20 protein-coding genes and 1 tRNA gene are annotated in these 21,785 nt (G+C 66.2%); 12 read left to right on the top strand and 9 right to left on the bottom strand.

Annotation, left to right across the window (positions count from 1 at the left end; translation table 11 throughout):
• Positions 1–72: 72 nt before the first annotated feature.
• The 4 genes from CAL13_RS19370 (at position 73) to CAL13_RS19355 (ending at position 4,870) form a co-directional block, all read left to right on the top strand.
• Entirely contained in the window at positions 73–1,608 is a 1,536-nt protein-coding gene (locus CAL13_RS19370; protein ID WP_086058837.1) for a hypothetical protein, read from the top strand.
• A gap of 226 nt (positions 1,609–1,834) precedes the next feature.
• Positions 1,835–3,295, top strand: a complete 1,461-nt coding sequence (locus CAL13_RS19365) for an aldehyde dehydrogenase family protein (protein ID WP_086058836.1) — start codon at positions 1,835–1,837, stop codon at positions 3,293–3,295.
• A 48-nt stretch (positions 3,296–3,343) separates the two neighbouring features.
• Positions 3,344–3,823, top strand: coding sequence for a GlcG/HbpS family heme-binding protein (locus CAL13_RS19360; protein ID WP_086058835.1), 480 nt, complete (start codon positions 3,344–3,346; stop codon positions 3,821–3,823).
• A 24-nt stretch (positions 3,824–3,847) separates the two neighbouring features.
• Positions 3,848–4,870 (top strand): 2Fe-2S iron-sulfur cluster-binding protein, encoded by a 1,023-nt coding sequence (locus tag CAL13_RS19355; protein ID WP_086073267.1) that lies wholly within the window; start codon positions 3,848–3,850, stop codon positions 4,868–4,870.
• A gap of 39 nt (positions 4,871–4,909) precedes the next feature.
• Here CAL13_RS19355 and CAL13_RS19350 read toward each other — a convergent pair whose 3' ends face one another.
• A complete protein-coding gene (locus CAL13_RS19350) occupies positions 4,910–7,399 on the bottom strand; it encodes a hypothetical protein (protein ID WP_157664901.1) in 2,490 nt (829 codons plus the stop codon).
• A 248-nt stretch (positions 7,400–7,647) separates the two neighbouring features.
• Here CAL13_RS19350 and CAL13_RS19345 point away from each other — a divergent pair, with 248 nt between their 5' ends.
• Both CAL13_RS19345 and CAL13_RS19340 read left to right on the top strand, forming a co-directional pair.
• Positions 7,648–8,628, top strand: coding sequence for a cation diffusion facilitator family transporter (locus CAL13_RS19345; RefSeq protein ID WP_086073740.1), 981 nt, complete (start codon positions 7,648–7,650; stop codon positions 8,626–8,628).
• The gene (locus CAL13_RS19340) at positions 8,625–9,431 is read left to right on the top strand and encodes an aspartate dehydrogenase (RefSeq protein WP_086073265.1); all 807 of its coding nucleotides are present in this window, start codon (positions 8,625–8,627) and stop codon (positions 9,429–9,431) included. The genes CAL13_RS19345 and CAL13_RS19340 overlap by 4 nt, the downstream gene beginning before the upstream one ends.
• Before the next feature lie 42 nt (positions 9,432–9,473).
• On the opposite strand, the gene CAL13_RS19335 is transcribed toward CAL13_RS19340, so the two are convergent.
• The 4 genes from CAL13_RS19335 to CAL13_RS19320 all read right to left on the bottom strand — a co-directional run bounded on the left by CAL13_RS19335 (position 9,474) and on the right by CAL13_RS19320 (position 11,606).
• Positions 9,474–10,115: a DNA-3-methyladenine glycosylase I gene (locus tag CAL13_RS19335; RefSeq protein WP_086058831.1), complete on the bottom strand. Its 642-nt coding sequence runs from the start codon at positions 10,113–10,115 to the stop codon at positions 9,474–9,476.
• Positions 10,112–10,651: a methylated-DNA--[protein]-cysteine S-methyltransferase gene (locus CAL13_RS19330; protein WP_086073264.1), complete on the bottom strand. Its 540-nt coding sequence runs from the start codon at positions 10,649–10,651 to the stop codon at positions 10,112–10,114. The genes CAL13_RS19335 and CAL13_RS19330 overlap by 4 nt, the downstream gene beginning before the upstream one ends.
• A 155-nt stretch (positions 10,652–10,806) precedes the next feature.
• Positions 10,807–11,352, bottom strand: a complete 546-nt coding sequence (locus CAL13_RS19325) for an MOSC domain-containing protein (protein ID WP_086073263.1) — start codon at positions 11,350–11,352, stop codon at positions 10,807–10,809.
• Positions 11,353–11,530: 178 nt separating this feature from the next.
• Positions 11,531–11,606, bottom strand: a tRNA-Phe gene (locus CAL13_RS19320).
• Positions 11,607–11,805: 199 nt separating this feature from the next.
• On the opposite strand from CAL13_RS19320, the gene hemA reads away from it, so the two are divergent.
• The 5 genes from hemA to CAL13_RS19295 all read left to right on the top strand — a co-directional run bounded on the left by hemA (position 11,806) and on the right by CAL13_RS19295 (position 16,004).
• Positions 11,806–13,080, top strand: coding sequence for a glutamyl-tRNA reductase (gene hemA / locus CAL13_RS19315; RefSeq protein ID WP_086073262.1), 1,275 nt, complete (start codon positions 11,806–11,808; stop codon positions 13,078–13,080).
• A gap of 78 nt (positions 13,081–13,158) precedes the next feature.
• Positions 13,159–14,241, top strand: coding sequence for a peptide chain release factor 1 (prfA, locus tag CAL13_RS19310; RefSeq protein ID WP_086073261.1), 1,083 nt, complete (start codon positions 13,159–13,161; stop codon positions 14,239–14,241).
• Between the two features lie 57 nt (positions 14,242–14,298).
• Positions 14,299–15,054, top strand: coding sequence for a peptide chain release factor N(5)-glutamine methyltransferase (gene prmC, locus CAL13_RS19305; RefSeq protein ID WP_232462645.1), 756 nt, complete (start codon positions 14,299–14,301; stop codon positions 15,052–15,054).
• A 51-nt stretch (positions 15,055–15,105) separates the two neighbouring features.
• Positions 15,106–15,432, top strand: a complete 327-nt coding sequence (gene grxD / locus CAL13_RS19300; protein WP_086058826.1) for a Grx4 family monothiol glutaredoxin — start codon at positions 15,106–15,108, stop codon at positions 15,430–15,432.
• Positions 15,429–16,004: a UbiX family flavin prenyltransferase gene (locus CAL13_RS19295; RefSeq protein WP_086073260.1), complete on the top strand. Its 576-nt coding sequence runs from the start codon at positions 15,429–15,431 to the stop codon at positions 16,002–16,004. Before grxD ends, CAL13_RS19295 begins: the two co-directional genes overlap by 4 nt.
• Before the next feature lie 7 nt (positions 16,005–16,011).
• Here CAL13_RS19295 and ttcA read toward each other — a convergent pair whose 3' ends face one another.
• Together ttcA and folB are read right to left on the bottom strand one after the other, a co-directional pair.
• The gene (gene ttcA / locus CAL13_RS19290) at positions 16,012–17,037 is read right to left on the bottom strand and encodes a tRNA 2-thiocytidine(32) synthetase TtcA (protein ID WP_086073259.1); all 1,026 of its coding nucleotides are present in this window, start codon (positions 17,035–17,037) and stop codon (positions 16,012–16,014) included.
• 105 nt (positions 17,038–17,142) lie between these two features.
• Positions 17,143–17,502, bottom strand: coding sequence for a dihydroneopterin aldolase (folB, locus tag CAL13_RS19285; protein ID WP_086059613.1), 360 nt, complete (start codon positions 17,500–17,502; stop codon positions 17,143–17,145).
• 221 nt (positions 17,503–17,723) lie between these two features.
• Here folB and CAL13_RS19280 point away from each other — a divergent pair, with 221 nt between their 5' ends.
• Positions 17,724–18,623: an NAD(P)/FAD-dependent oxidoreductase gene (locus tag CAL13_RS19280; RefSeq protein WP_086059612.1), complete on the top strand. Its 900-nt coding sequence runs from the start codon at positions 17,724–17,726 to the stop codon at positions 18,621–18,623.
• Between the two features lie 94 nt (positions 18,624–18,717).
• Here CAL13_RS19280 and mnmH read toward each other — a convergent pair whose 3' ends face one another.
• A complete protein-coding gene (mnmH, locus tag CAL13_RS19275) occupies positions 18,718–19,854 on the bottom strand; it encodes a tRNA 2-selenouridine(34) synthase MnmH (RefSeq protein ID WP_086073258.1) in 1,137 nt (378 codons plus the stop codon).
• Positions 19,855–19,909: 55 nt separating this feature from the next.
• Positions 19,910–21,676 (bottom strand): M61 family metallopeptidase, encoded by a 1,767-nt coding sequence (locus CAL13_RS19270; protein ID WP_086073257.1) that lies wholly within the window; start codon positions 21,674–21,676, stop codon positions 19,910–19,912.
• Positions 21,677–21,785: the final 109 nt, after the last annotated feature.

The raw sequence follows: 21,785 nt of genomic DNA, 5'->3' as shown, positions 1-21,785 counted from the left end.
GCTACGACGACATATAGTATACATTCGGTCTCAACAATACCCGCCACCGCAGTGGCGACAAGGGGAATCCGGATGCATACGGACGTGGTGCTCAATGTCTCGCATTGGGTGTATCTGGCCAGCGTGGTGGCGATCATCTTGACCATGATCCTGCGCGCCAATGTGGTGGTGCCTTCGGTGATCGGCACCTTTCTTGTCGTGCTCGCCATTACAGGCAGTCCCATCAGCGCGCTTATCGGCATCTTCTCGGCCAGCTTCGTCGCGGCGAAGGAGCTGTTCAATATTTTCCTGGTCATTACCTTCATGACCGCGCTGCTGAACTCGCTCAAATCGATTCAGGCGGATGTTCGCATGGTGCAGCCCATGCGCCGGGTCATGCGCGGGGGGCATGTGTCGTACTTCATCATCGCGGCGTGCACCTATGTGATCTCGCTGTTCTTCTGGCCGACGCCCGCCGTGCCGCTGGTCTCGGCCATTCTGCTGCCGGCCGCCATCGCAGCGGGCCTGCCGCCGCTTGCAGGCGCCATGGCGATTGCGATCTCCGGACAAGGCATGGCGCTTTCGTCCGACTATGTCATCGGAGTGGCGCCCGGGATCAGCGCCAAGGCGGCGGGGGCGGCGGTCAGCGCCTCGGCGGTCGCCGACCGTGCGCTGGTGCTCTCACTGATCACCGGGTTCATCGCGCTCGGCATCACGTACCTGCTGATCCGGCGTCATATCGTCCCGGGCAGCCCGGCGCTGCTCAGCGCCTGGCAGGCGCGCGCGCAGGACGGCACGCTGGCCGCGATCGAATCGGAGGGCAGTTTCGACAAGGCGGAGATTGCCCGCGGCACGAGCTACGAGCAACCGCCGGGCATGCCGCCCCGCGTGGCGGAAACGCCGGAGGAGCAACGACGCATCAAGTGGTCGCGGGTATTCGCCGTGGTGACTCCGCTGGCCTTTCTTGGTGTGATCGCCGTGATGGTGCTGCCGCGCATCTTCCCCGGCTTGCCGCCGCTGCGTGGGGGCGATGCGGCGGCGCTGGTGGGCGGCGTCGCGGTTGCGCTGATGATGCTGGTGACACTGGCCGCGGAAGGGCCGCGGCGGATGCTGGACGTCTGTCCGGATCACATCACCGACGGATTCGTGTTCGCGTTCAAGGCCATGGGTTCGGTGCTGCCGATCGCCGGCTTCTTCTTCATCGGGGCGCATGACACGGCCGCGCAGATTCTTGGCGTGGACAGCGCGCAGGCCCCCGGCCTGCTGTTCGAAATCATCGCTTCGGCCCAGCACCTGATTCCGTCGAACCATTTCCTGGTCGCCTTTGGCGTCCTGCTCGTCGGCATGGTGACGGGCATCGACGGCTCGGGCTTCGCCGGTTTGCCGCTGACCGGCACGTTGTCCGGCGCGCTGGGACCGGTGGTCGGCATCGACCCCGCCACGCTGGCCGCGGTCGGGCAAATGGGTGCGGTGTGGACCGGCGGCGGCACGCTCATCGCCTGGTCATCCCTGATCGCCGTTGCGGGCTTCGCGCGCGTGCACGTGCTCGATATGGTGCGCGCGCTTCTGTTGCCGGTCGTCGTGGCGCTGTTCATATCGACGATCTGCGCCATCCTGATCTGGCAGTGACGGAACGCCCCTGGGGAGGGGCGCCGATATGAGCGAGGCAGAGCGCCGCCCTGGACGGCGCTCCGCCTCACCCCCCGCCGATTTGCCGCGTCATCCGCGGATCGCGTCGGGTATTCCCTAGGCAAGGCGGCGCGGCGCGTCTCGGATTACAGTATACAATGTGCAGTATGTCGCTCCGGCTGCCGCGCAGCCCGGTCCCTTACCCTACTGCATCGAGGCGCCGCCCGTGGAAGACCTGAAAAATCGCGAATTCCTGAACTACATCGCCGGCAAATGGACGCGCTGCGCCGCCGGCAAGACGGTGCCCAATGTCAATCCGGCCGACACCGACGACATCGTGGGCCTGTTCCAGGCCTCCGATGCGGCCGATGGCGCGGCGGCCGTGGCCGCCGCGCAGAATGCGTTCGAACGGTGGAAGAACACGCCGATCTCCAAGCGGGCTCAGATCCTGTTCCGGGCCGCGGACCATCTGGAAGCCCACGCGGCGCAGATCGCCGAGGAGCTCACCCGGGAAGAGGGCAAGGCCGTGAACCAGGCCAGGGACGAAGTCCTGCGTTCGGCGCAGACCTTGCGCTTCTACGCGGCCGAGGGGCAGTCCTTCACCGGCGAGACCTTTCCCAACGACGATCCCGATATGGTCGTCTACAGCCAGCTGGAACCGCTGGGCGTGGTGACCGTGATCTCGCCCTGGAACTTTCCCGTGTCGATTCCGGCGCGCAAGATCGCCCCGGCGCTCATCATGGGCAATACCGTCGTGTTCAAGCCCTCGTCGGATGCGCCGCTGAGCGGCTACCGCCTGACGGAAGCCTTCGTCGAAGCGGGAATCCCCGAAGGCGTGCTCAATTTCGTTACCGGCTCGGCCTCGGCGGTGGGGCCTTCCATCACGCAGGCGCCGGAAGTGCGCGCCATTTCGTTCACCGGGTCGACGGCTGCAGGCGAGCAGATCCACCGGTCGGTGGGCATGACCACCCGGACGCAGATGGAGCTGGGCGGAAAGAACCCCCTTATCGTGCTCGCCGATGCCGACCTGGACAAGGCGGTGGACCTGACGATCAAGGGCGGGTTCTCGCTGACCGGGCAGGCGTGCACAGGTACGAGCCGGGTCCTGGTGGATCGGCGCGTCAAAAGCGCCTATACCGAAAAGCTGCTGGATAAGGTCAAGACCATGAAGATAGGCAGCGGGATGCAGCCGGGCTGCGACCTGGGGCCCCTGGCAACCGCGCGCCAGCTGGACACCGTGCTCTCCTATGTGGCCATCGGCAAGCAGGAAGCCACCCATCTGTACGGGGGCGACCGCCTGACCGACGGCGACCTTGCCAAGGGCTATTACGTGTCCCCGGCCATCTTCACCGACGTGACGCAGCAGATGCGTATTGCCCGCGAGGAAATCTTCGGCCCGGTCATCGCCATTATCGAAGTGGACGGCTATGAGGACGCCATCGCCAAGGCCAATGACACCGAATACGGTTTGTCCGCCGCCATCGCGACGACCAGCGCGGCCTACGCCCACCGTTTCGCGAAGGACATCCAGGCCGGGACGGTCAAGATCAACCGCACGACGACGGGCAACCTCATCAACGCGCCATTCGGCGGCTTGAAGCGGTCCAGTACCTCGACGTTCCGGGAATCGGGCAGGGTAGGCCTTGAGTTCTATACGCAGATCAAAACCGTCTACCGGGCCGCTTGAGACGCATCGGCCGTCGCATTATCTCCGCCAACATCAGCTAGGACAGCCATGAAACAGGTATACCGACTGGAACTGGAAGAAGCACGGGTCATGATCGCGGCTGCGATCGCCAAATCCCGCGAAATCGGCGTATTGGAAACCGTCTGCGTGGTGGACGACGGCGGCTATCCCATCGCCATGGAGCGCATGGATGGCGCGCGCGTGACCGGGCCGCAGATCGCCTGGAACAAGGCCTTCACCGCCGCCGGCCACAAGCGCTCGACGCATCTGTTCAACACGCCTCCCAATGGCCCCGCGCTGCCGGGCAACGAGGCGTTCGGCATCCAATGGAGCTTCGATGGCAAGTTCGCGGTTTTCGTCGGCGGTTTTCCCATCGTCGTCAATGATGAAGTCATCGGCGGCGTGGGCCTGAGCGGCGGCAATGGCGAGCAGGACACGAAGGCGGGCCTGGCCGCGCTGCAGGCCCTGGCCGACATGCTGGGCGAAAAAGGCATGAAGGTCACAGTCGCGGCGGACATCAAGAAGTAGACAGGCAACCACGGAGGTCCCGTCATGGCCCATCGCGTCATTCTGCTCGAATCCGCTGCCAGTTTCGAAGTCGGCGACGGCGAAGCCATTCTGGACGCCGCTCAGCGCGCCGGCGTCGCCCTGCCGCATGAGTGCACGTTCGGCGGCTGCGGCACGTGCCGCATAAAACTGGCGGAAGGCCGGGTCGCGTACGAGGAATTTCCCATGGCGCTGACCGAGGCCGAACACGCCCAGGGCTACGCGCTCGCGTGCCAGGCCCGGCCGCTCACGGACCTGTTGGTCACCGTCCCGCCGCGCGGGCCGGCATTGCCGGACCCGGTCCGGATCACCGCCTCGCTGGCCGGTATTCGTACCGCCTGCGATGACGTGCTGCACGTCACCCTGACGGTGCCGCCCGGTAGTTTGCCGGCGTACCTGCCTGGCCAGTACATCAACATTCTGCTTCCCGACGGCAGCACGCGCAGCTTTTCCATGGCGTCGCCGCTACGTGATGACGGATCGTCGATCGAATTTCATATCCGCCGCATTCCAGGCGGGTATTTCACCGACACGGTGCTGCGGCAAGCGCAACTGGGCATGCCGCTGGAAATCGAGGTCCCCCTGGGCACATTCTGCTATCACGAAGAGGATTACCGGCCGCTGCTCATGGTCGCCACTGGGACTGGGCTGGCGCCCATCAAGGCGATCCTTGAATCGCTGCTGGACAATCCCGACTGCCCGCCCGTCACGCTGTATTGGGGCATGCGCACCGAAGCAGACCTGTATATGCGCGACGTTATCGAAAGTTGGAAGGGCCGGCTGTACGAGTTCGAGTTCGTCCCCGTGCTGTCGCGCGCCAGCGCGTCGTGGCAAGGCCGTCGCGGTCATGTCCAGGATGCCGTGGCCGAGGACTTCCATGACCTGTCGGAGCACGCGATCTATCTGTGCGGGTCTCCCAACATGATCACCGAGGCCAAGGCCGTGTTCGCCACCCTGGGGGCCAGCCTGGACCACATGTACGCGGACAGTTTCACGTTCCAGCATGCAATGGCGGCGGAGCAAGCCTAGGCCGCGATGAAGCGGCCTGCCTGCCCGCCGCCGCAATCGCTACGCGCGCGCGGCGCGGGCCAGCGTGTCAAGCTGTCGCGCGCGGTAGTGATGCCAAGTCGCCGGCCCGGATCCAATGAACCTGCGAATGCCGTCGACATACTTCGATATGCCTTTTCGTCCATTCAGCCGCTTGTCCAGCTTTCTCTTCACCGCCGGATCCAGGCGGCGTAAGCCGGCTGCATAGAGTTCCAGCTCGCTTTGATGGCCGGGCATGTCGATCTCGGCATCTGCCAGTGCGTCCAAGGCGGACAAAAGATCCTTGGGACGGCTGGAAAGCGCATCCGCCAAGGTTGCGATGGCGCGGCTGGCGCGGCGAACGGCCTTTTCCTTTTCCAAAGCGCATCGCACCCTGCTGTAGAAGTCGCGTGAGATCCGTTCAAGGTCGGTAAGAGGCTCGTCCCGACCGGTGGAACGCCGCAAGTCCTCCAACGTGGCGCTCAGCGCGACCAAATCGTCTCCATCGAGCTTGCCGAGCCGATCCTGGATCAGCTGGTCCACCAACGCCTGGGCCTCATCTCCGCGCTTCGCGGTCAGGCGCTTTGTCGCGTTATTCCATTCGTCCAATTGGCCAGCGTTCAGGCCGTTGCCTCCGGCCAAGTGCCGGATCAATTGCTTGGTCTGCGTCCTGACCGCATCCCGGGTTTTCGGCGTTCCGCCGAACGCGGAGCGAATGCGCCCCCACAGGCGTCCAAGGAATGTGCCGTTTTTCGGTATCGATCCATGGGGAGGGAGATAATCCGATGCGTGCGCCGTCAGGGCCGCGGCAACGGGAGCTTCGCCTTGCATCGCTCGCGCGGCGTTGCGCAGCTGCCTTACGTACTTCAGGAGCTGCTCGCGCACAACCAGATCGGGTTCCAGCCTGGCGAGGTGCCGGCGTACTGCAAGCTCAAGCGGACTGTCGCCTTGCTGCGCATCCCGCGCGGATTCGAATGCCTTGGACAGGGCCCGTCGCTGGGCATCCGGCATACTGAACAAGATCCGGACAAGGCTGTCGGCCCGGCATTCCGCCGGATCCCGCAGAATCAGGTCTCCGTCCCACATGGCGCGCAGCGCCGCCTCGAGTTCCGGCGCCGCATCCCGGCCGGCGGCGTCGATCGCGACCGGAACCTGGCGTTGCCATGCCATTGCCCTCGCATGCTCCAGGCATTTTTCTCCGACCACATCGAGCAAGGCCGAGGCGATGTCCAGGCAGGCTTGCGCGCGGCGCGCCTTCGGGCTGTCCGCCTGGACCTTCGCGCCCAGCCGCCTTGCCACATCGCGCAGGATTTTTTGTCTGGTCTTGTCGTCGAGGGCCGCGAGGCGCGACAGGCGGCTCAACGTTTCCAGCGGAAGGCCGCGCAAACGGCCGTCCAGTGTGTCCCGCAGCAGTGCCGCATCGAGCGCGGCGTAGCCGTCGGCCGCGGCCCACTGCGCCAGCGGCGCCAGTGCTTTCGCGATCCTGGCGGCGTCGGGGTGGCCCATGCCTTCCACGGATGGCACCAGGGCACGGTACAGATCCTCGCTGTAGATCCGCAACGGCGTGGGCGGGCTGAGATACCGCACGTCGCCGTGGGGCCGTGGCCGAGGCAGTTCGACCCGTTCACCGGCTTTTGCCGGTGCCGCCGGGCACCCGAGCAGGGCATTCTGCAGCGACGTGATCGCGCTTGACAGGCCCTCGCCATCGTCCGCGGGCGCGACGGCGCGCTGGTGGAGTGGCTGGGAATGGATTTCCGGCACCCGAGGCGCGCTCGGCGTCTGCCGGTGTCGCGCCGCGGCCCCGTCCTGCCGGTCGGCCCCTTTGTGCAACGTTCCGGCGTTGGATTGGCGTCCCGCCTGGACCGGCTGCGCCGCGCAAGGCGGTCCGTCGGGCGTGGTCCTGTCGGAGCGCTCGTCCGAAGGCGTTTCGTTGGCGTCCGGCTGCTGTTCACGCGCCACGTGCGCGGTTCCCCGCCGCAGGCTCGCTCTCGGCGGCGCAACGGGCCGCTCTTTGCGCAAATTGTGCTTGGCGCCGGGATCGTCCGCGGTGTCCGGAAGGGGGCCGGCATCGCGTCCGGCACCCCGGCATGTCGGCCCGGCATACGGCCCGACATACGGTCCGACATACGGCCCGACATACGCCTCGGTATCGTCCTCGCCGAATGGATTGAGCCCCCGGGGATAATCGTCGGCCAGCTCCGTATCGTCATTGTGGAAGGGGTTGCGATCACGAGGGTAGCTGTCGACGACCGCGTCGACGTCATCGCCGAACGGATTGTGCCCGCGAGGGTAGCCGTCGACGAGCCTGAGATGCGTGGCGGGAGGGGCCGGCTCACGCTTGTCGGAAAGCGCTGACCGGGGAATGCCATCGCGCTTGCGGGCTTCGAATGTAGGGTGGTTCGTGTTGCCTGTCATGGCCGGCATGCCGTTGAGGCTGTCCACGTTCTTGGGCTGGCGGACGGTGGAGGTTTCACGCATGTGCTGCTGCAAGTCCTTCGTTCGGGCTGAGTAAGGTAAAGACATGGCGCGCATGACGCGGCCATGCGCATGCCGCAACGTCGGTGGCGCGGGCCGCGGCACGGGTTCGAGGCTTGCCAGCTCGGATACGCCTGAATTTTCATGTGTCCGTGCCGCGCGTTCCGGCGCCGCGGTCTTGGCGCGCAGGCATATGGCGTCGCGCGATGCAGGGCCATGCGTTCGCGGAGACCTTGAATGCCGCCGGCTATCCCCGCCAAGGCGGTATAGTCGCGCCATCGCAATCGATCGCCAATGAGGTTTCAATGCCGCACGCCAAGGATGCGGAGCAAGACCATTCGCATGCTCATGCTGGTCACGACCATCACCATGGCGCGACGGACGAGCGCCGGTTGATCTGGGCGCTGGCCGTCATCGTCCTCTTCATGCTTGTCGAGGTCGCGGGCGGCCTGCTTTCCGGCTCCCTGGCCCTGTTGGCCGATGCGGGCCATATGGTCAGCGACGCGGCGGCGCTGGCGTTCAGTTGCGTGGCGCTGCGGATGGGACGCCGGTCTGCGACCCCGCGCATGTCCTACGGGTATCGCCGCCTGGAAATCCTGGCTGCCTTCGTCAACGGTCTGGCCCTGTTCGCGATTGCGGTGTGGATCACGGTGGAGGCGATCATCCGCTTCCAGGCGCCCGTCCCGGTGCTGCCAGGAACCATGCTCGCGGTGGCCGCCGCCGGCCTTGGGGCCAATATCGTTGCGTTCCTGATTCTGCACGGCGGCGACCGTGGCAACCTCAACATGCGGGGCGCCTTGCTACACGTGCTCGGCGATCTGTTGGGCTCCGTGGCCGCCATCGCCGCCGCCGTCGTGATCATGTTCACGGGCTGGACGCCTATCGACCCAATCCTGTCCATTTTCGTGGCGCTGATCGTGTTGAGAAGCGCCTGGCATCTGGTGCGATCGACCGCGCACATCCTGCTAGAGGGCACTCCCTATGGGCTCGAGCCGGAAACCGTCAAGGCGGATCTGGAGGGCAACGTGCCGCAGGTCGCGGTGGCGCACCATATCCATGCGTGGTCGATCACCGCCGAGCAGCATCTGCTGACCTTGCACGTCGTGCCCCGCAAGGGCGTCGCACCTCGGGAGGTGATCGAGGCCGTGCGCCGGCGCGTGGAGGAACGGTTCAATATCGGCCATGTCACCGTCCAGGTGGAAGAGCCTGACGATCCCCTCAACAACAATGACCGGGCGCCAGCACACCGCTGTCCTGGCGCGGGTTCCGAACAAGGATGTCTATGAGCGCGATTCGTATCGGTATCGCCGGCTTTGGCGCAATTGGCCAGTCGGTGGCGAAATCCCTGGATGCCGGCGCGGTGCCCGGCGTGGCGTTGTCGGCGATCGCAGTGCGCGATCTGGCGCGGCGGCCGGACTTCGCATGGCGTGGAGATGCGCCCGTGTTCACGACCTTGGCGGGACTGGAGCCGCTGTGCGATGTGGTGATCGAATGCGCGCCCGCGTCGGTTTTCGAAGAAGCGGTCGCTCCCGCGCTGAAGGCGGGCAAGAAGGCTGTGGTGTTGAGCTCCGGCGCTTTGCTCTCCCATCCCCAGTTGATCGAGCTTGCGCGCGCGCACGGGGGCCAGATCCTGGTGCCTTCGGGCGCCATCCTCGGCCTGGACGCCCTGACGGCGGCGGCCGAAGGGACCATCCATTCCGTCACGATGATCACCCGCAAGCCCGTGCGCGGCCTGCTGGGCGCGCCCTATCTGACCGAGAACAATATCGACATTTCCAGCATCACCGAGCCCACACTGATCTTCCGCGGCAGCCCGCGGGAAGCCGCCGTTGGCTTTCCCGCGAATCTCAACGTGGCGGTCAGCGTGTCGCTGGCCGGGATAGGGCCCGACCGCACCACCCTGGAGATCTGGGCCGACCCGCGCCTGGAGCGCAATGTGCACCGGGTGGAAGTGGATGCCGATTCCGCTTCGTTTTCCATGGAAATTCAGAACATCCCATCGGAAAACCCGAAAACGGGCCGCATCACGGCGCAAAGCGTACTAGCCGCCTTGCGCAAGCTGAACGGCCCGCTGCGCGTCGGCACCTAGGCGTGCCCTAAGGGCGTCATCGCCGGGCTTGCGGTGCCGGAATCAGCCTTTCGGCCAGACGCCCGAACTGCCGCGGCGATGGCTGCCGACCAAGTGGGTATCGATAATGCCCGTCGCTTCCATCAGCGCGTGCATGGTCGTCGGCCCGACGAAAGCGAATCCACGCGCGCGCAGGGCCTTGCTCAAGGCAATGGATGCTTCCGACGTGGTGGGAATTTCGGCCAGCGTGCGTGGCGCTGGCGTGGCGGCGGGCTGGAATGACCAGACGAATTCGGCGAGGCCGCCCTCGGCGCGCAGCTTCAGCGTTGCCGCGGCGTTGCCGATGGTCGCCAAAATCTTCGCGCGGTTGCGGACGATGCCGCTATCCGCGAGCAGCCGGTCGACGTCGGCAGGGCCATAGGCCGCGACCGCTTCGGGATCGAAGTGGTGGAAGGCGGCCCGGAATGCTTCGCGCTTGCGCAGGATCGTCGCCCACGACAAACCGGATTGAAAACATTCCAGGGTCAGCCGTTCGAACATGCCGCGCTCGTCGCGCACCGGCATGCCCCATTCGGTGTCGTAATACTGCTGCAGCAGGGGATCCACGGCGGCCCACGGCGGCCGCGCCAGTCCGTCCGGACCGATGACCAGCCCGCTGTTTTCGTACTCTTCACCGGTCTCGTCCGCCTTCGTCACCGCACTCATCGCTGTGTCAGTCCATTCATCCCAAAGGTGCGCGACGGATTGTCGCGCGCGGTTGTCCCCGCCCCTTCCAGGGCCAGCAGCGCCGCCTTGGCCGGAAGGCCGCCGGCGAATCCGGTCAGGCCTCCGGACGCCCCGACTACCCGATGACACGGCGCCACGATGGAGATCGGGTTCCTGCCGTTCGCCGCGCCCACGGCACGTACGGCGGTCGCATGACCGATGCGCAGGGCAATGTCCCGGTAGCTGCGCGTCTCGCCATAAGGGATCTCGAGCAGAGCCTGCCAGACGCGCTTCTGGAACTCGGTACCGCAGAAATCCAGGGGCAGATCGAAGCAAACGCGTTCGCCCGCGAAGTACTCCCTCAACTGCCGTTCTGTCTCCAGCAAGGTGGCGTCCCGCGGATCCTCGCGCATCGGTCCCAGCCGCACGCGGCCCGGTTTGTCGTTTTCCCACAGGATCGCGACGAGTTTCGCCGCGCGCGCCACCAGCGTCAATTTGCCCACCGGTGTCTGCACGGTTTTGTAGACGTAAGCCATGTAACGCCCCCTTGGAAGAAAAGTTGCGTGGGTCGTATTCCTGGGGGCAGTGTAGGCGGACCGGCGCTGCGCGAAACTCCAATTCTTGCGCTGCCGTTCGACATTCCGTGCGGGCATATGCGGCCATTCCGGCGACCGGCCGGTCGGCCGATGGGTCAGACCCGTTCGAGGGGATGATGGGGCGGCGGAGGCAGTTCGAACCCGATGGAATCGCCCGGCCGCACGACGCCGCCCGCCCGGACGACCGTCATGATCCCGGCCTTACGGATCAATGCGCCGTCCGTCCGGCGATCCACAACCGCCTTGAGCAGGCCGGAGCGGAATTTGTCGATTTGCGCGCAGGGGTTGCGCAGCCCGGTGACTTCCAAGACGACCGAATCGCCGATGCGCAGCAAGGCGCCACGGGGCAATCCCAGCAGATCGATGCCCGAAGTGGTGATGTTCTCGCCGAGCTGCGCCGGCTGGACGTCGAATCCCTTGCCCCGCAGTTCCTCGAACAGCTCTGCATGGATCAGGTGCACCTGCCGCAGGTTCGGCTGCGTCGGATCGGCCGCCACGCGCGAACGATGCTGCACCGTGACGCCTTGATGGGCGTCGCCTTCAACCCCAAGCCCCTGGATGATGCGTATCTCTCGTGCGGGCTGCTTGGAAAAGCGGTGCTCAGCGTCCCTGGCAACGGCCACCACGCAGGCCTGAGTCATGAATATCTCCACAAACCGGGCGCGCGCCATGCAGGGCACGCGTATCAGGTCTTATAGCAGGTGAAGATGACGGTTTTGTCTTCGGCGGGGGCCACCGGCGCGATCTGACAATGAGATCGCCGCACGACTGCAAACGCAAATGAAAATGCCCAGCACAAAGCTGGGCATTTGGGATCCTTGGTGGCCTGGGGCGGAATCGAACCACCGACACAAGGATTTTCAATCCTCTGCTCTACCAACTGAGCTACCAGGCCAACGGAAGCCCGCAACTATACACAATTTTTCGAGCTCGTGCATGGCGCGGGCGTTGATTGGTAGCAAAGCGCTATAATTTTGCGCATCCCAGACGGTGCGTCCTGCCTTCGGCGGTTTGACTTTGTCCTGTCCGTACGGCGTGACGCGGCCTCTGACCCTGACCCCGATGGCCTGCGCAGCCGCGCAGACGATAGGCAAATGTCGGTAGACGTTCTTACTTTCGGCTTGAATCACACGTCCGCGCCGGTTTCCGTGCGCGAACGCGTCGCCATGCCTATCGACCTGCTGCGTCCGGCTTTGGAAGGCCTGCGATCCGCCTTCGGCGGCGCAGTGCGCGAAGCCGCCATTCTTTCCACCTGTAATCGCACCGAGGTCTACTGTGCGGCGGAGCCGCAGGTGGCCGAACATCTGCCTGCCTGGCTGGCCGACGTCAACAAGGTCGAAGCGGTGGATCTGCGCCCCCACCTTTACCAGCATCAGCGCGACGGCGCCGTGCGCCACGCTTTCCGGGTGGCCAGCGGGCTCGATTCCATGGTGCTGGGCGAGCCGCAGATCCTTGGGCAGATGAAAGACGCCGTGCGCGCCGCCGACGAGGCAGGCTCGCTCGGGACGCTGTTGCACCAGTTGTTCCAGCGTACCTTTTCCGTCGCCAAGGAAGTCCGCTCGAACACCGACATCGGCGCCCATTCCGTATCGATGGCGGCCGCGGCGGTGCGCTTGGCCGAACGCGTATTCGGAAGCCTGGGCGATGCCCGCACGCTGTTCATCGGCGCCGGGGAAATGATCGAACTTTGCGCCACCCACTTCGCCGCGCAGCAGCCCCGCGAGATGGTCGTGGCCAACCGTACGATCGAACGCGCGGAAACGCTGGCCAACCGCTTTTCCGCCGGGACGATGCGGCTGGCCGATCTGACCGACCGGCTGGCGGAGTTCGACGTCATCGTTTCCTGTACGGCCAGTTCCCTGCCCATCCTCGGGCTGGGGATGGTCGAACGCGCCACCCTGCAGCGCCGCCACCGTCCCATGGTCATGATCGACCTGGCCGTGCCGCGCGATATCGAGCCGGAAGTCGGCAGGCTGGACGACGTCTATCTTTATTCGGTGGACGATCTGGGCCGGCTGGTGCAGAGCGGCACCGACGCCCGCCGGGCCGCCATGGTGCAGGCCGAGGCCATCATCGAAACCCGCGTGCGCAATTTCATGCAGTGGATGGCCACGCGGGAAGTCGTGCCGGTCATCCAGGACCTGCAGCGCGGGGCGGAAGACGTGCGCGCCGCTGAGCTGGAACGCGCGCGCCGGCTGCTCGCGCGCGGCGAGTCGCCGGAAGCCGTGCTGGAGCAACTGGCGCACGGCCTGACGCAGAAGTACCTCCACGGTCCCCTGGCCGCGCTCAACCGCAGCGAAGGCGCCGAGCGGGATCAGCTGTTGTCCCTGGTGCCCCGTCTGTTTCCCGGCCGCGATACGCGGCGTTAGCGACGCTCGCCGCCTCCTCAATCGCCGGCGCCGGCTGAGCCGCGCCGTCCGTTTCCCTTTTCTTCCCTGATCTGCCCTATGAAACCATCCATGCGTGACCGGCTGGAGCAGTTGTCCCGCCGCCTGGTCGAAGTGGACGCCTTGCTCGCCGAACCCGACACGGCCGCCGACATGGACCGCTTTCGCAAGCTGTCGCGCGAGCGGGCCGAAGTCGAACCCGTCGTGGCCGCCTTCGCGGCGTATCGGAGCGCGGAAGACGACCTGGCGACGGCGCAGGAAATGCTTTCCGATCCGGAAATGAAGAGCATGGCCGAAGAAGAAATCCGCCTTGCCAAGGGCAAGATCGAGGAACTCGATGCGTCGCTGCAGCGCCTGCTGTTGCCGCGCGATCCCGACGACGCCCGCAGCGTTTTCCTGGAAATCCGCGCCGGCACCGGCGGCGACGAGAGTGCGCTTTTCTCCGGCGACCTGCTGCGCATGTATACGCGCTACGCCGAGCGGCAGGGATGGCGGGTGGAATTGATGTCGGAAAGCCCCTCGGAGCTGGGCGGGTACAAGGAAGTCATCGTCCGGATCGAAGGCGACGGGGTATACGGCCGGCTCAAGTTCGAGTCCGGGGCGCACCGCGTACAGCGCGTGCCGGCGACCGAAGCGCAGGGCCGCATCCACACGTCGGCCTGCACGGTCGCGGTGATGCCCGAGGCCGACGAGGTCAGCGAGATCGTCATCAACCCTGCCGATCTGCGCATCGACACCTTCCGCGCCAGCGGCGCAGGCGGTCAGCACATCAACAAGACGGACTCCGCAGTGCGCATCACGCATATCCCGACCGGACTGGTGGTCGAGTGCCAGGACGACCGCTCCCAGCACCGGAACAAGGACAAGGCGATGCAGGTGCTGGCCGCCCGTCTGAAGGACAAGCAGTTGCGTGAACGGCAGAGCAAGGAAGCGGCCGAGCGCAAGAGCCTGGTCGGCACGGGAGACCGCTCCGAACGCATCCGCACCTACAACTTTCCGCAGGGCCGGTTGACCGACCACCGCATCAATCTGACGCTGTACAAGCTGCAGCAGATCATGGAAGGCGACCTGGACGAGTTGACCAACGCGCTGGTCGCCGAGCACCAGGCCGAGCAGCTGGCGGCACTGGGCGAAGAGGTCTGAGTGGCCTGCGCCAAGGACATCCTGTTCGCCTCGGGGCTGCCGCGGCTGGAAGCCCGCATGCTGCTGGAGCACGTGCTGGAGAAGCCGCGGGCATGGATCCTGGCTCACGACACCGATCCGCTGCCGTCCGAGGCGGTGCGCGCCTTTACGGTGCTGGCGGCGCGCCGGGCGGCGGGCGAGCCCATGGCCTACCTGGTGGGCCAGCGCGAGTTCATGGGGCATATGTTCAAGGTCACGCCCGATGTGCTGATTCCCCGGCCCGAGACGGAGCTGCTGGTGCAGGCCGCGCTGGAATGGCTGCAAGGCTTCGAGTCCGTGTCCGTGCTGGACCTGGGAACGGGCAGCGGGGCAATCGCCATCTCGATTGCGCTGGCGCGCCCCGATGTGGCGGTCCTGGCGACGGACCGAAGCGTGAAGGCCCTGAAGGTGGCCGCCGAGAACGCCGTCAGGCTGGGGGCGCACCTGCATTTCGCCGCCGGCGACTGGTATGAGGCGCTGACCGCGGAGCAGAAATTCGACGTGATCGTGTCCAATCCCCCTTATATCTCCCGCGAAGACCCCCACCTGGAAAAGGGCGATCTGCGTTTCGAGCCGCGGCTGGCGCTGACGGACGATGCGGATGGTCTGGACGCCTTGCGGGTCATCATCGGCGGCGCCAGGGCGCACCTGAAGCCGGGCGGCGTGCTGTGGGTCGAGCATGGCTGGGACCAGGCCGAGGCGGTACGCCGGCTGCTGGCCGAAGCCGGCCTGCGGGGGGTGGACAGCCGCCGCGATCTGGCCGGCATCGAACGCATTTCGGGCGGGTATCTCTGAAAACCGGCGGATACCTATAATTGAAAGAACTTTCCTCTTTGCGAGCGAACCATGAGCGACGTTCAAGAATTCATCCGCGAGACCGTGACGCAACACCCGGTCGTGCTTTTCATGAAAGGCACGGCGCAGTTTCCGCAGTGCGGGTTCTCGGGCAAAGCCATCCAGCTGCTGAAAAGCTGTGGCGTGAAAAAGCTGGTCACGGTCAATGTCCTGGAGGACGATGAGGTCCGCCAGGGCATCAAGGAATACTCCAACTGGCCGACGATCCCGCAACTGTATGTGGGCGGCGAATTCATCGGCGGATCGGACATCATGGGCCAGATGCACGAAAGCGGCGAGCTCAAGACGCTGCTGGACAACGCCGGAGTCACTGCGTGACGCAGGATGCACGCCGGCTGGTCGTCGGCGTGACGGGTGCGACGGGATCACTGTACGCGGTGCGCCTGCTGCAGGCCCTGCGCGGCGTGCCCGACGTGGAATCGCACCTGGTCGTATCGTCTGCCGGCGTGCTGAATATCAAGCACGAGCTCGGCATGACGCGGCAGGCGCTGCACGACATGGCGGACCGCGTCTACAGCGTGCGGGACGTCGGCGCGGCCCTGGCCAGCGGCGCCTTCCCGACCGCCGGCATGGTGATCGCGCCCTGTTCCATGCGGACGCTGGCCGCGGTGGCGCACGGGCTCTCTGACAATCTCATCACGCGCGCCGCCGACGTCACCCTGAAGGAACGGCGCCGCCTGGTCATGCTGGTGCGCGAAACGCCCTACAACCTGGCGCACCTGCGCAACATGACGGCGGTGACGGAAATGGGCGGCATCGTGTTCCCGCCGCTGCCGGCTTTTTACTTCCGGCCCCAATCCATCGAAGAGATGGTGGACCATACCGTGGCCCGCGTGCTTGAGATGTTCGATATCCCGGTGGCCGGTCCGCGCTGGGAAGGCGCGGACTGACCGCCGCTTACTCGAACCGCACGAAGCTCAGCACCTGTTCGCGGTCCTGGCCGGCTGCATTGCCAGGCGTATCGTCATGTCCGCAGGCGTCCGCGCCCGGATCCTCCTGGTCGAACGCCGTGTCGCCGTTGGCGTCGGCGATGCCGTTGGGCCGCAGGCCTGCGAAGTCGAACAGCCGCCGGTCCATGAGGTGCGAGGGCACTACGTTGGCCAGCGCGTTGAATACATTCCACGCGCGGCCCGGGTGTTTGCGATCCCATTCCTGCACCATGCGCCCCACTTCCTTGCGCTTCAGGTTCTCCTGGGATCCGCAAAGGTTGCACGGGATGATGGGAAAGCCTTTGTGCGCCGCGTAGGCCGCCATCTCGGCTTCCGGTATGTACGCCAACGGGCGGATCACGGTGTGGCGGCCGTCGTCGGAAACCAGCTTGGGCGGCATGGCCTTGAGCTTGCCGCCATAGAACAGGTTCAGGAAGAAGGTGCCCAGGATGTCGTCGCGATGGTGGCCGAGCGCGATCTTGGTGGCGCCCAGTTCGTCGGCGACGCGATACAGGATGCCGCGCCGCAGCCGTGAACAGAGCGAGCACATCGTCTTGCCCTGCGGGATGACGCGAGTGACGACGGAATAGGTGTCCTGCGTCTCGATGTGGAAAGGCACGCCCAGACTGCGCAGATAGTTCGGCAGGACGTCCGCGGGGAAGCCGGGCTGCTTCTGGTCCAGGTTGACGGCAATCAGCTCGAAAGGGAAGGGCGCGCGTTCGCGCAGGCGCATCAGGATGTCGAGCAGGCCGTAGGAATCCTTGCCGCCCGACATGCAGACCATGACGCGGTCGCCGGCTTCGATCATGTTGTAGTCGGAGATGGCGCGCGTCGTTTCGCGGGCCAGCCGCTTCGCCAGCTTGTTGGCCTGCACGCGGGCTTTATCGTGCGCGGCGCGGCCGCCGGCGGGCGCGCCGCCGCGGGGGACTGACGGCGCAGCAGCCGCTGTGGGCCCCAAGGCGGGCTGGCCGGCGGCAGGCGCCGCATCGGGCATGAGGCCGGCCGCAGAGGCGGATGGGACGGATGCCGGGGCAACCGCGATGGAAGTGTCGGGAGCGTTCATGATTGGAAAGCGGTCATGGTTGCGCGCGATCCCGGATCAGCGCGAGGTGTAGATCTCCACGCCAACCGCGGCGCAATCCGAAAAGGCCATGGGCTTGCTGATGCGCACGCGCACCGCCCGGATCTCCTTGAAATCGGCCATCAGCCGGTCGGCGACGCGTTCGGTAAGCGTTTCAATCAGGTTGACGTGGGCGTGGGTGCATTCGGCGACGATGGCTTCGCGCAAGGCGCGGTAATCCAGCACGCTGTGGATGTCATGGTCGTCGACGTCGCGGGTGATGTCCACGTCGATTTCGGCATCGACGTGCAGCGGCTGCGTCGCGCGTCTTTCATGTTCCAGAATGCCGATGCGGGCGTCCAGTGCCAGGCGGGAAAAGAAGATGCGGCGGGTAGGCATGGTCAAGCGGATTCCTGTGTGCCGGCCACCGGTATCGGCGGGCCGGCGCCGCCGGGGCGGCGCGGGGACGTTTCGATGTGCCGCATTGTATGCGGCTCCGTGCCGCGCCTTTGCGGCGTCCAGGCCGATCGGTCGTTGCCGGCGCGGGCGTCCGGCGCTGTCGCTACAATCGACGCCGGATGCAGAATACCCGACCCAACCACAAGGAAAGCCCGGAAGGAATGCGGGAAGACAGCGATGCCATCATTGTAGGCGGCGGCCCGGCCGGCGCCTCGTGTGCGATCTGGCTGGCGCGGCTCGGCCTGTCGCCGCTGCTCGTCGATGCAGCTGCCCGCCTGGGCGGGCTGGAAAACGACAACCCTTTTCGCGACGACTGGATTGCGGTGCTGCCCGGCGTGACGGGCCAGCAGGTGGCGGCCAATATCGCGCAGAGCGTGGCGGCGGCGCGGGTGCCGGCCCTGACTGGGCATCGCGCGCTGCGGGTGGCGCGGCGCGACCGTGGATTCGACGTATCGCTGTTGACGCCCTACGGTACGCCGGCGCGCGTACACGGACGCTTTCTCGTGATCGCATCCGGCGTGCGGGCGCGCAATCTGCCGGGCGCCGAGCCGGGGCAGACGTGGCCCGGCGTGCTTGTCGGCCCCGGCGTAGCGGTTCATGAGCAGGACTACCGCGGACTTTCCGTGGCCGTGCTGGGCGGCGGGGACAACGGTTTCGAGAACTATGCCTTCGTGCGGGGCCGCGGCGCGCGGGAAGTGCACCTTTATTCCCGCACGGTGCGCGCCAGGCCGCAGCTGGTCGCCGCTGCCGATACGCGCGATCTGCACGTGGGCGCTTATGCCGTGGACCCGGTGGCGCGCAGCGTCAACGGCCGGCGCTATGACCTCATCCTGGTGTTCTATGGCTGGGAGCCTCAGGCGGCCTTTGCCGACAGCCTGCAACTGGCGCGCGACGCGCGCGGCTACATCATGACGGACAGCCGTACGGCGCTCACCAGCGCCGCAGGGGTGTACGCCATCGGCGAGGTCGCCAATCGCATGCATCCCTGCGTGGTGACGTCGATGGCCGACGGCGTGGTCGCCGCCAAGGCGATCCAGGCGGAGATCGAACGCCGCGGCTAGACGCCAGGCGGACCCGCGAGGATGCGATCCGTGCATGTCCCGGCCGGGGTTCCATCGGCTTGGTTTATCCGGTCTGCCATCGCCGCCGTGCGCGTCATTGTCCCAGCGACTGCCGCGCCCGCTCGCAAAGGTATTCCGTTACCGCGGGACGGTCGCCCCGGAACACCATGCGAGCCGACTTTTCCGCCATGTGGCGCGCGTACATGGGGTCGTAGTATTCCTCGAGCAGGGCCCGGATCCACGCGCGGTGGCCGTCGCATTCCCCGTGGTCGAGCTGGCGCGACAGCGCGCCGCGCATCAAGCTCATCAGGCGGGCATAGCGCTCGCCGCCGAGCTTGCGCGAGATCGCGGTCAGGCTGTCCTGCAGGCGCTGCGCGAACAAGGCATCCCCGGCATCGCCGTGCGCCGCGGCGAATTCCGCGCGCAGCCCCACCACGTAGTCATCGAGAATGCGTTCGATGCGTTCGTCCAGGCCCGCCTCCAGCCAGACCAGCGGCGCATTGCGGATCGTCTGCTGCAATTCCAGGGGCAGCGCATTGGCGCCGATCAGCCGGCTTTCGTCTTCCAGGACCACGGTATTCCAGCCTTGCGCCTGCTTGCGCAGCAGGTCGATCGCCAGGCGGTGCTCGAAATCGATTTGCGACGGTTGCGGCGTGACGCGCTTGCCGAAGCCCGACCCGCGATGGTTGGCGTGGCCTTCCAGGTCCACCCCGTTGTCCACGGCGTGCAGGACCTCCGTCTTGCCGCTGCCGGTGAGTCCGCCGAGCACCAGATGCCCGGGGGTCAAGGCGCTGACGCGGATGACTTCGGCCAGGTAGGTGCGCATCGCCTTATAGCCGCCGATCACACGTGGATAGGCGATGCCCGCTTCTTCCCTGAGCCATTGCTGCGTGATCTGCGAGCGCAGTCCGCCGCGGAAGCAATAGAGATAGCCTTCGGGATGGGCGCGCGCGAACGCGGCCCAGGCTTCGACGCGCTGCTGCTTGATGGCGCCGGAAACGAGCCGGGTACCCAGCGCGATGGCCGCCTGCTGGCCCTGTTCCTTGTAGCGCAACCCGACCTGTTCACGTTCGCGGTCGTCCATCAGCGGCAGATTCACGGCCGTGGGGAAGGCCCCGCGGGCGAACTCCACCGGCGCGCGAACGTCGAGCAAGGGCACGCCGGACAGGAATAGTTCGCGGTAGGACTCGGCGTCCGGACGGACGCCGGCGGTGTGCAAGGCGGTAGACATGACAGTTTCGATGGCGTAGCGGCCGCTGCCGGCCGCGAAACCGGTGTAAAGGGAATCAGGCGGCGGTCAGTACGCAATCCAGCGCCGGCTGGGCATTCAACCGCACGCGGAACGCGCGCAATTCGTCGCGCCGGAATACGTGCACCGTCACGGTATCCCCGGGACGATACTGCGAAAGCAGGATTTCCAGGCCGGCCGGCGCATCGACGCGCAAACCGTCGATCGCCACCAGCACGTCGCCCGCCGACAAACCGCCTTTGTGCGCGGCGCCGCCTTCCAGCACGGTGGCGAGCGCGATGCTTTCCCCTTGCTTGCGGGTTCGCGCGTCCAGCGAGGGCAGGTTCGATGTCGGCTTCCATTGCAGCGAGATGCCCTGGTCCGCGAGCAGGTCGGCCAGCGGCGGGTCCGTGCGGCCGTTGACCCAACGGTCGATGAAGCCGCGTACGTCCACGCCCGTGGCCTCGTGCACCAGCGCCGGCAGGGCGTCTTCCGGCACGCCTTGCGCCGCGCCGCGGTAGAAATCGCGGCCATAGCGACGCCAGAGCAAGCGCATGACGTCGTCCAGCGAACGCGCGCCGCCGCTCTGCCGGCGCAAGGTCAGGTCCAGCGCCAGCGCGATCAGGGCGCCCTTGGTGTAGTAGCTGACGATCGCGTTGGGCGAGTTCTCATCCTGCTTGTAATAGCGCGTCCACGCATCGAAGGAGCTGTCCGCCACCGATTGCTTCGCGCGGCCCGGCGTGCGCGCCACCGATGTGATCGTCTTGGCCAGCAGACGCAGATAGTCGGTTTGCGTGATGACGCCGGATCGCAGCAGGAAAAGATCGTCGTAGTAGGAAGTGAAGCCTTCGAATACCCACAGCAGCCGCGTCAGGGCGGGCCGCGTCAGGTCATAGGGCGCGAAGGCGGCGGGCTTGATCCGCTTGACGTTCCAGGTATGGAAATACTCATGGCTGACCAGTCCTAGGAAGCCGCGATACCCTTCGCCCTGTCCGGTCTGCCCCTTGACCGGCAGGTCCTTGCGGGCGGCCATCAGGGCCGTGGAAGCGCGGTGCTCCAGCCCGCCATAGCCGTCGCCCGTCACCATCGTCATGAACACGTAGCGGTCGCTGCTGTCCAGGAAAGGCGCGCGGCGGGATTGCGGTTCGAAGAAGGCGATCTGCGTTTCGCAGATCCGTTGCACGTCGCTCGCGATGCGGACAAGGTCCAGCCGGGGCGCGACGCCGGTGAACACCAGTTCGTGTTCGGCGCCGTGCGCGAAAAAGCGGGCGACCTGCGGCGTGCCCATCTCCACCGGATGGTCGATGAGCGCGTCGTAATCCGGCGCCCGGTACAGGCCGAAACCGTGGCGCCGCGCGGCGCCTGGCACGCCGCGCGCTTCGGGCAGGCTGGTGTAGACCTTCCAGCCATCGATGCCAGGGGGCGGTTGCAGTTCCACCAGGCATGGCAGATGGGACTGTCCGGCGACGCAGAGGAACACGCTGGTGCCATTGAAGAAGGCGTGACTTTCATCCAGGTGCGCGCCGCGTACCGACAGGTCCCACGCATAAACCGTGTATTCGACGGTCAACGGCCCATCGGCGGGCGCCGCTTTCCAGCTGTGGTTGTCGGTCTTGACGACCGGCACGGCGCGCCCGCCGGCGCGCGCGCGCAACGTTTCGATGTTGCGGGAGAAATCCCGGATCAGGTAGCTGCCCGGTATCCACGCCGGCAGGGTGAGCGTCTGGCCCTGCGGGTCGGGCGCTTCGACCGTAAGGACGATTCGAAAGCGATGACCCGCCGGGTCGTGGGGTTGCAAGCGGTAAATTATGGGTTGGGGGTCCATTGTTGCGCGGGCGTGATCGAATAAGGGCGATTCTACCCACCCTGCACAGGCGCCATCCGCGCCGAGGTCCGGCCGTCCCCCGGCCCTGCACGCTGCCACAGGCGCGAGG

The organism is Bordetella genomosp. 9 (assembly GCF_002119725.1).
Lineage (GTDB): Bacteria > Pseudomonadota > Gammaproteobacteria > Burkholderiales > Burkholderiaceae_B > Bordetella_C.
This window is presented reverse-complemented; position numbering and strand designations above follow the sequence as displayed.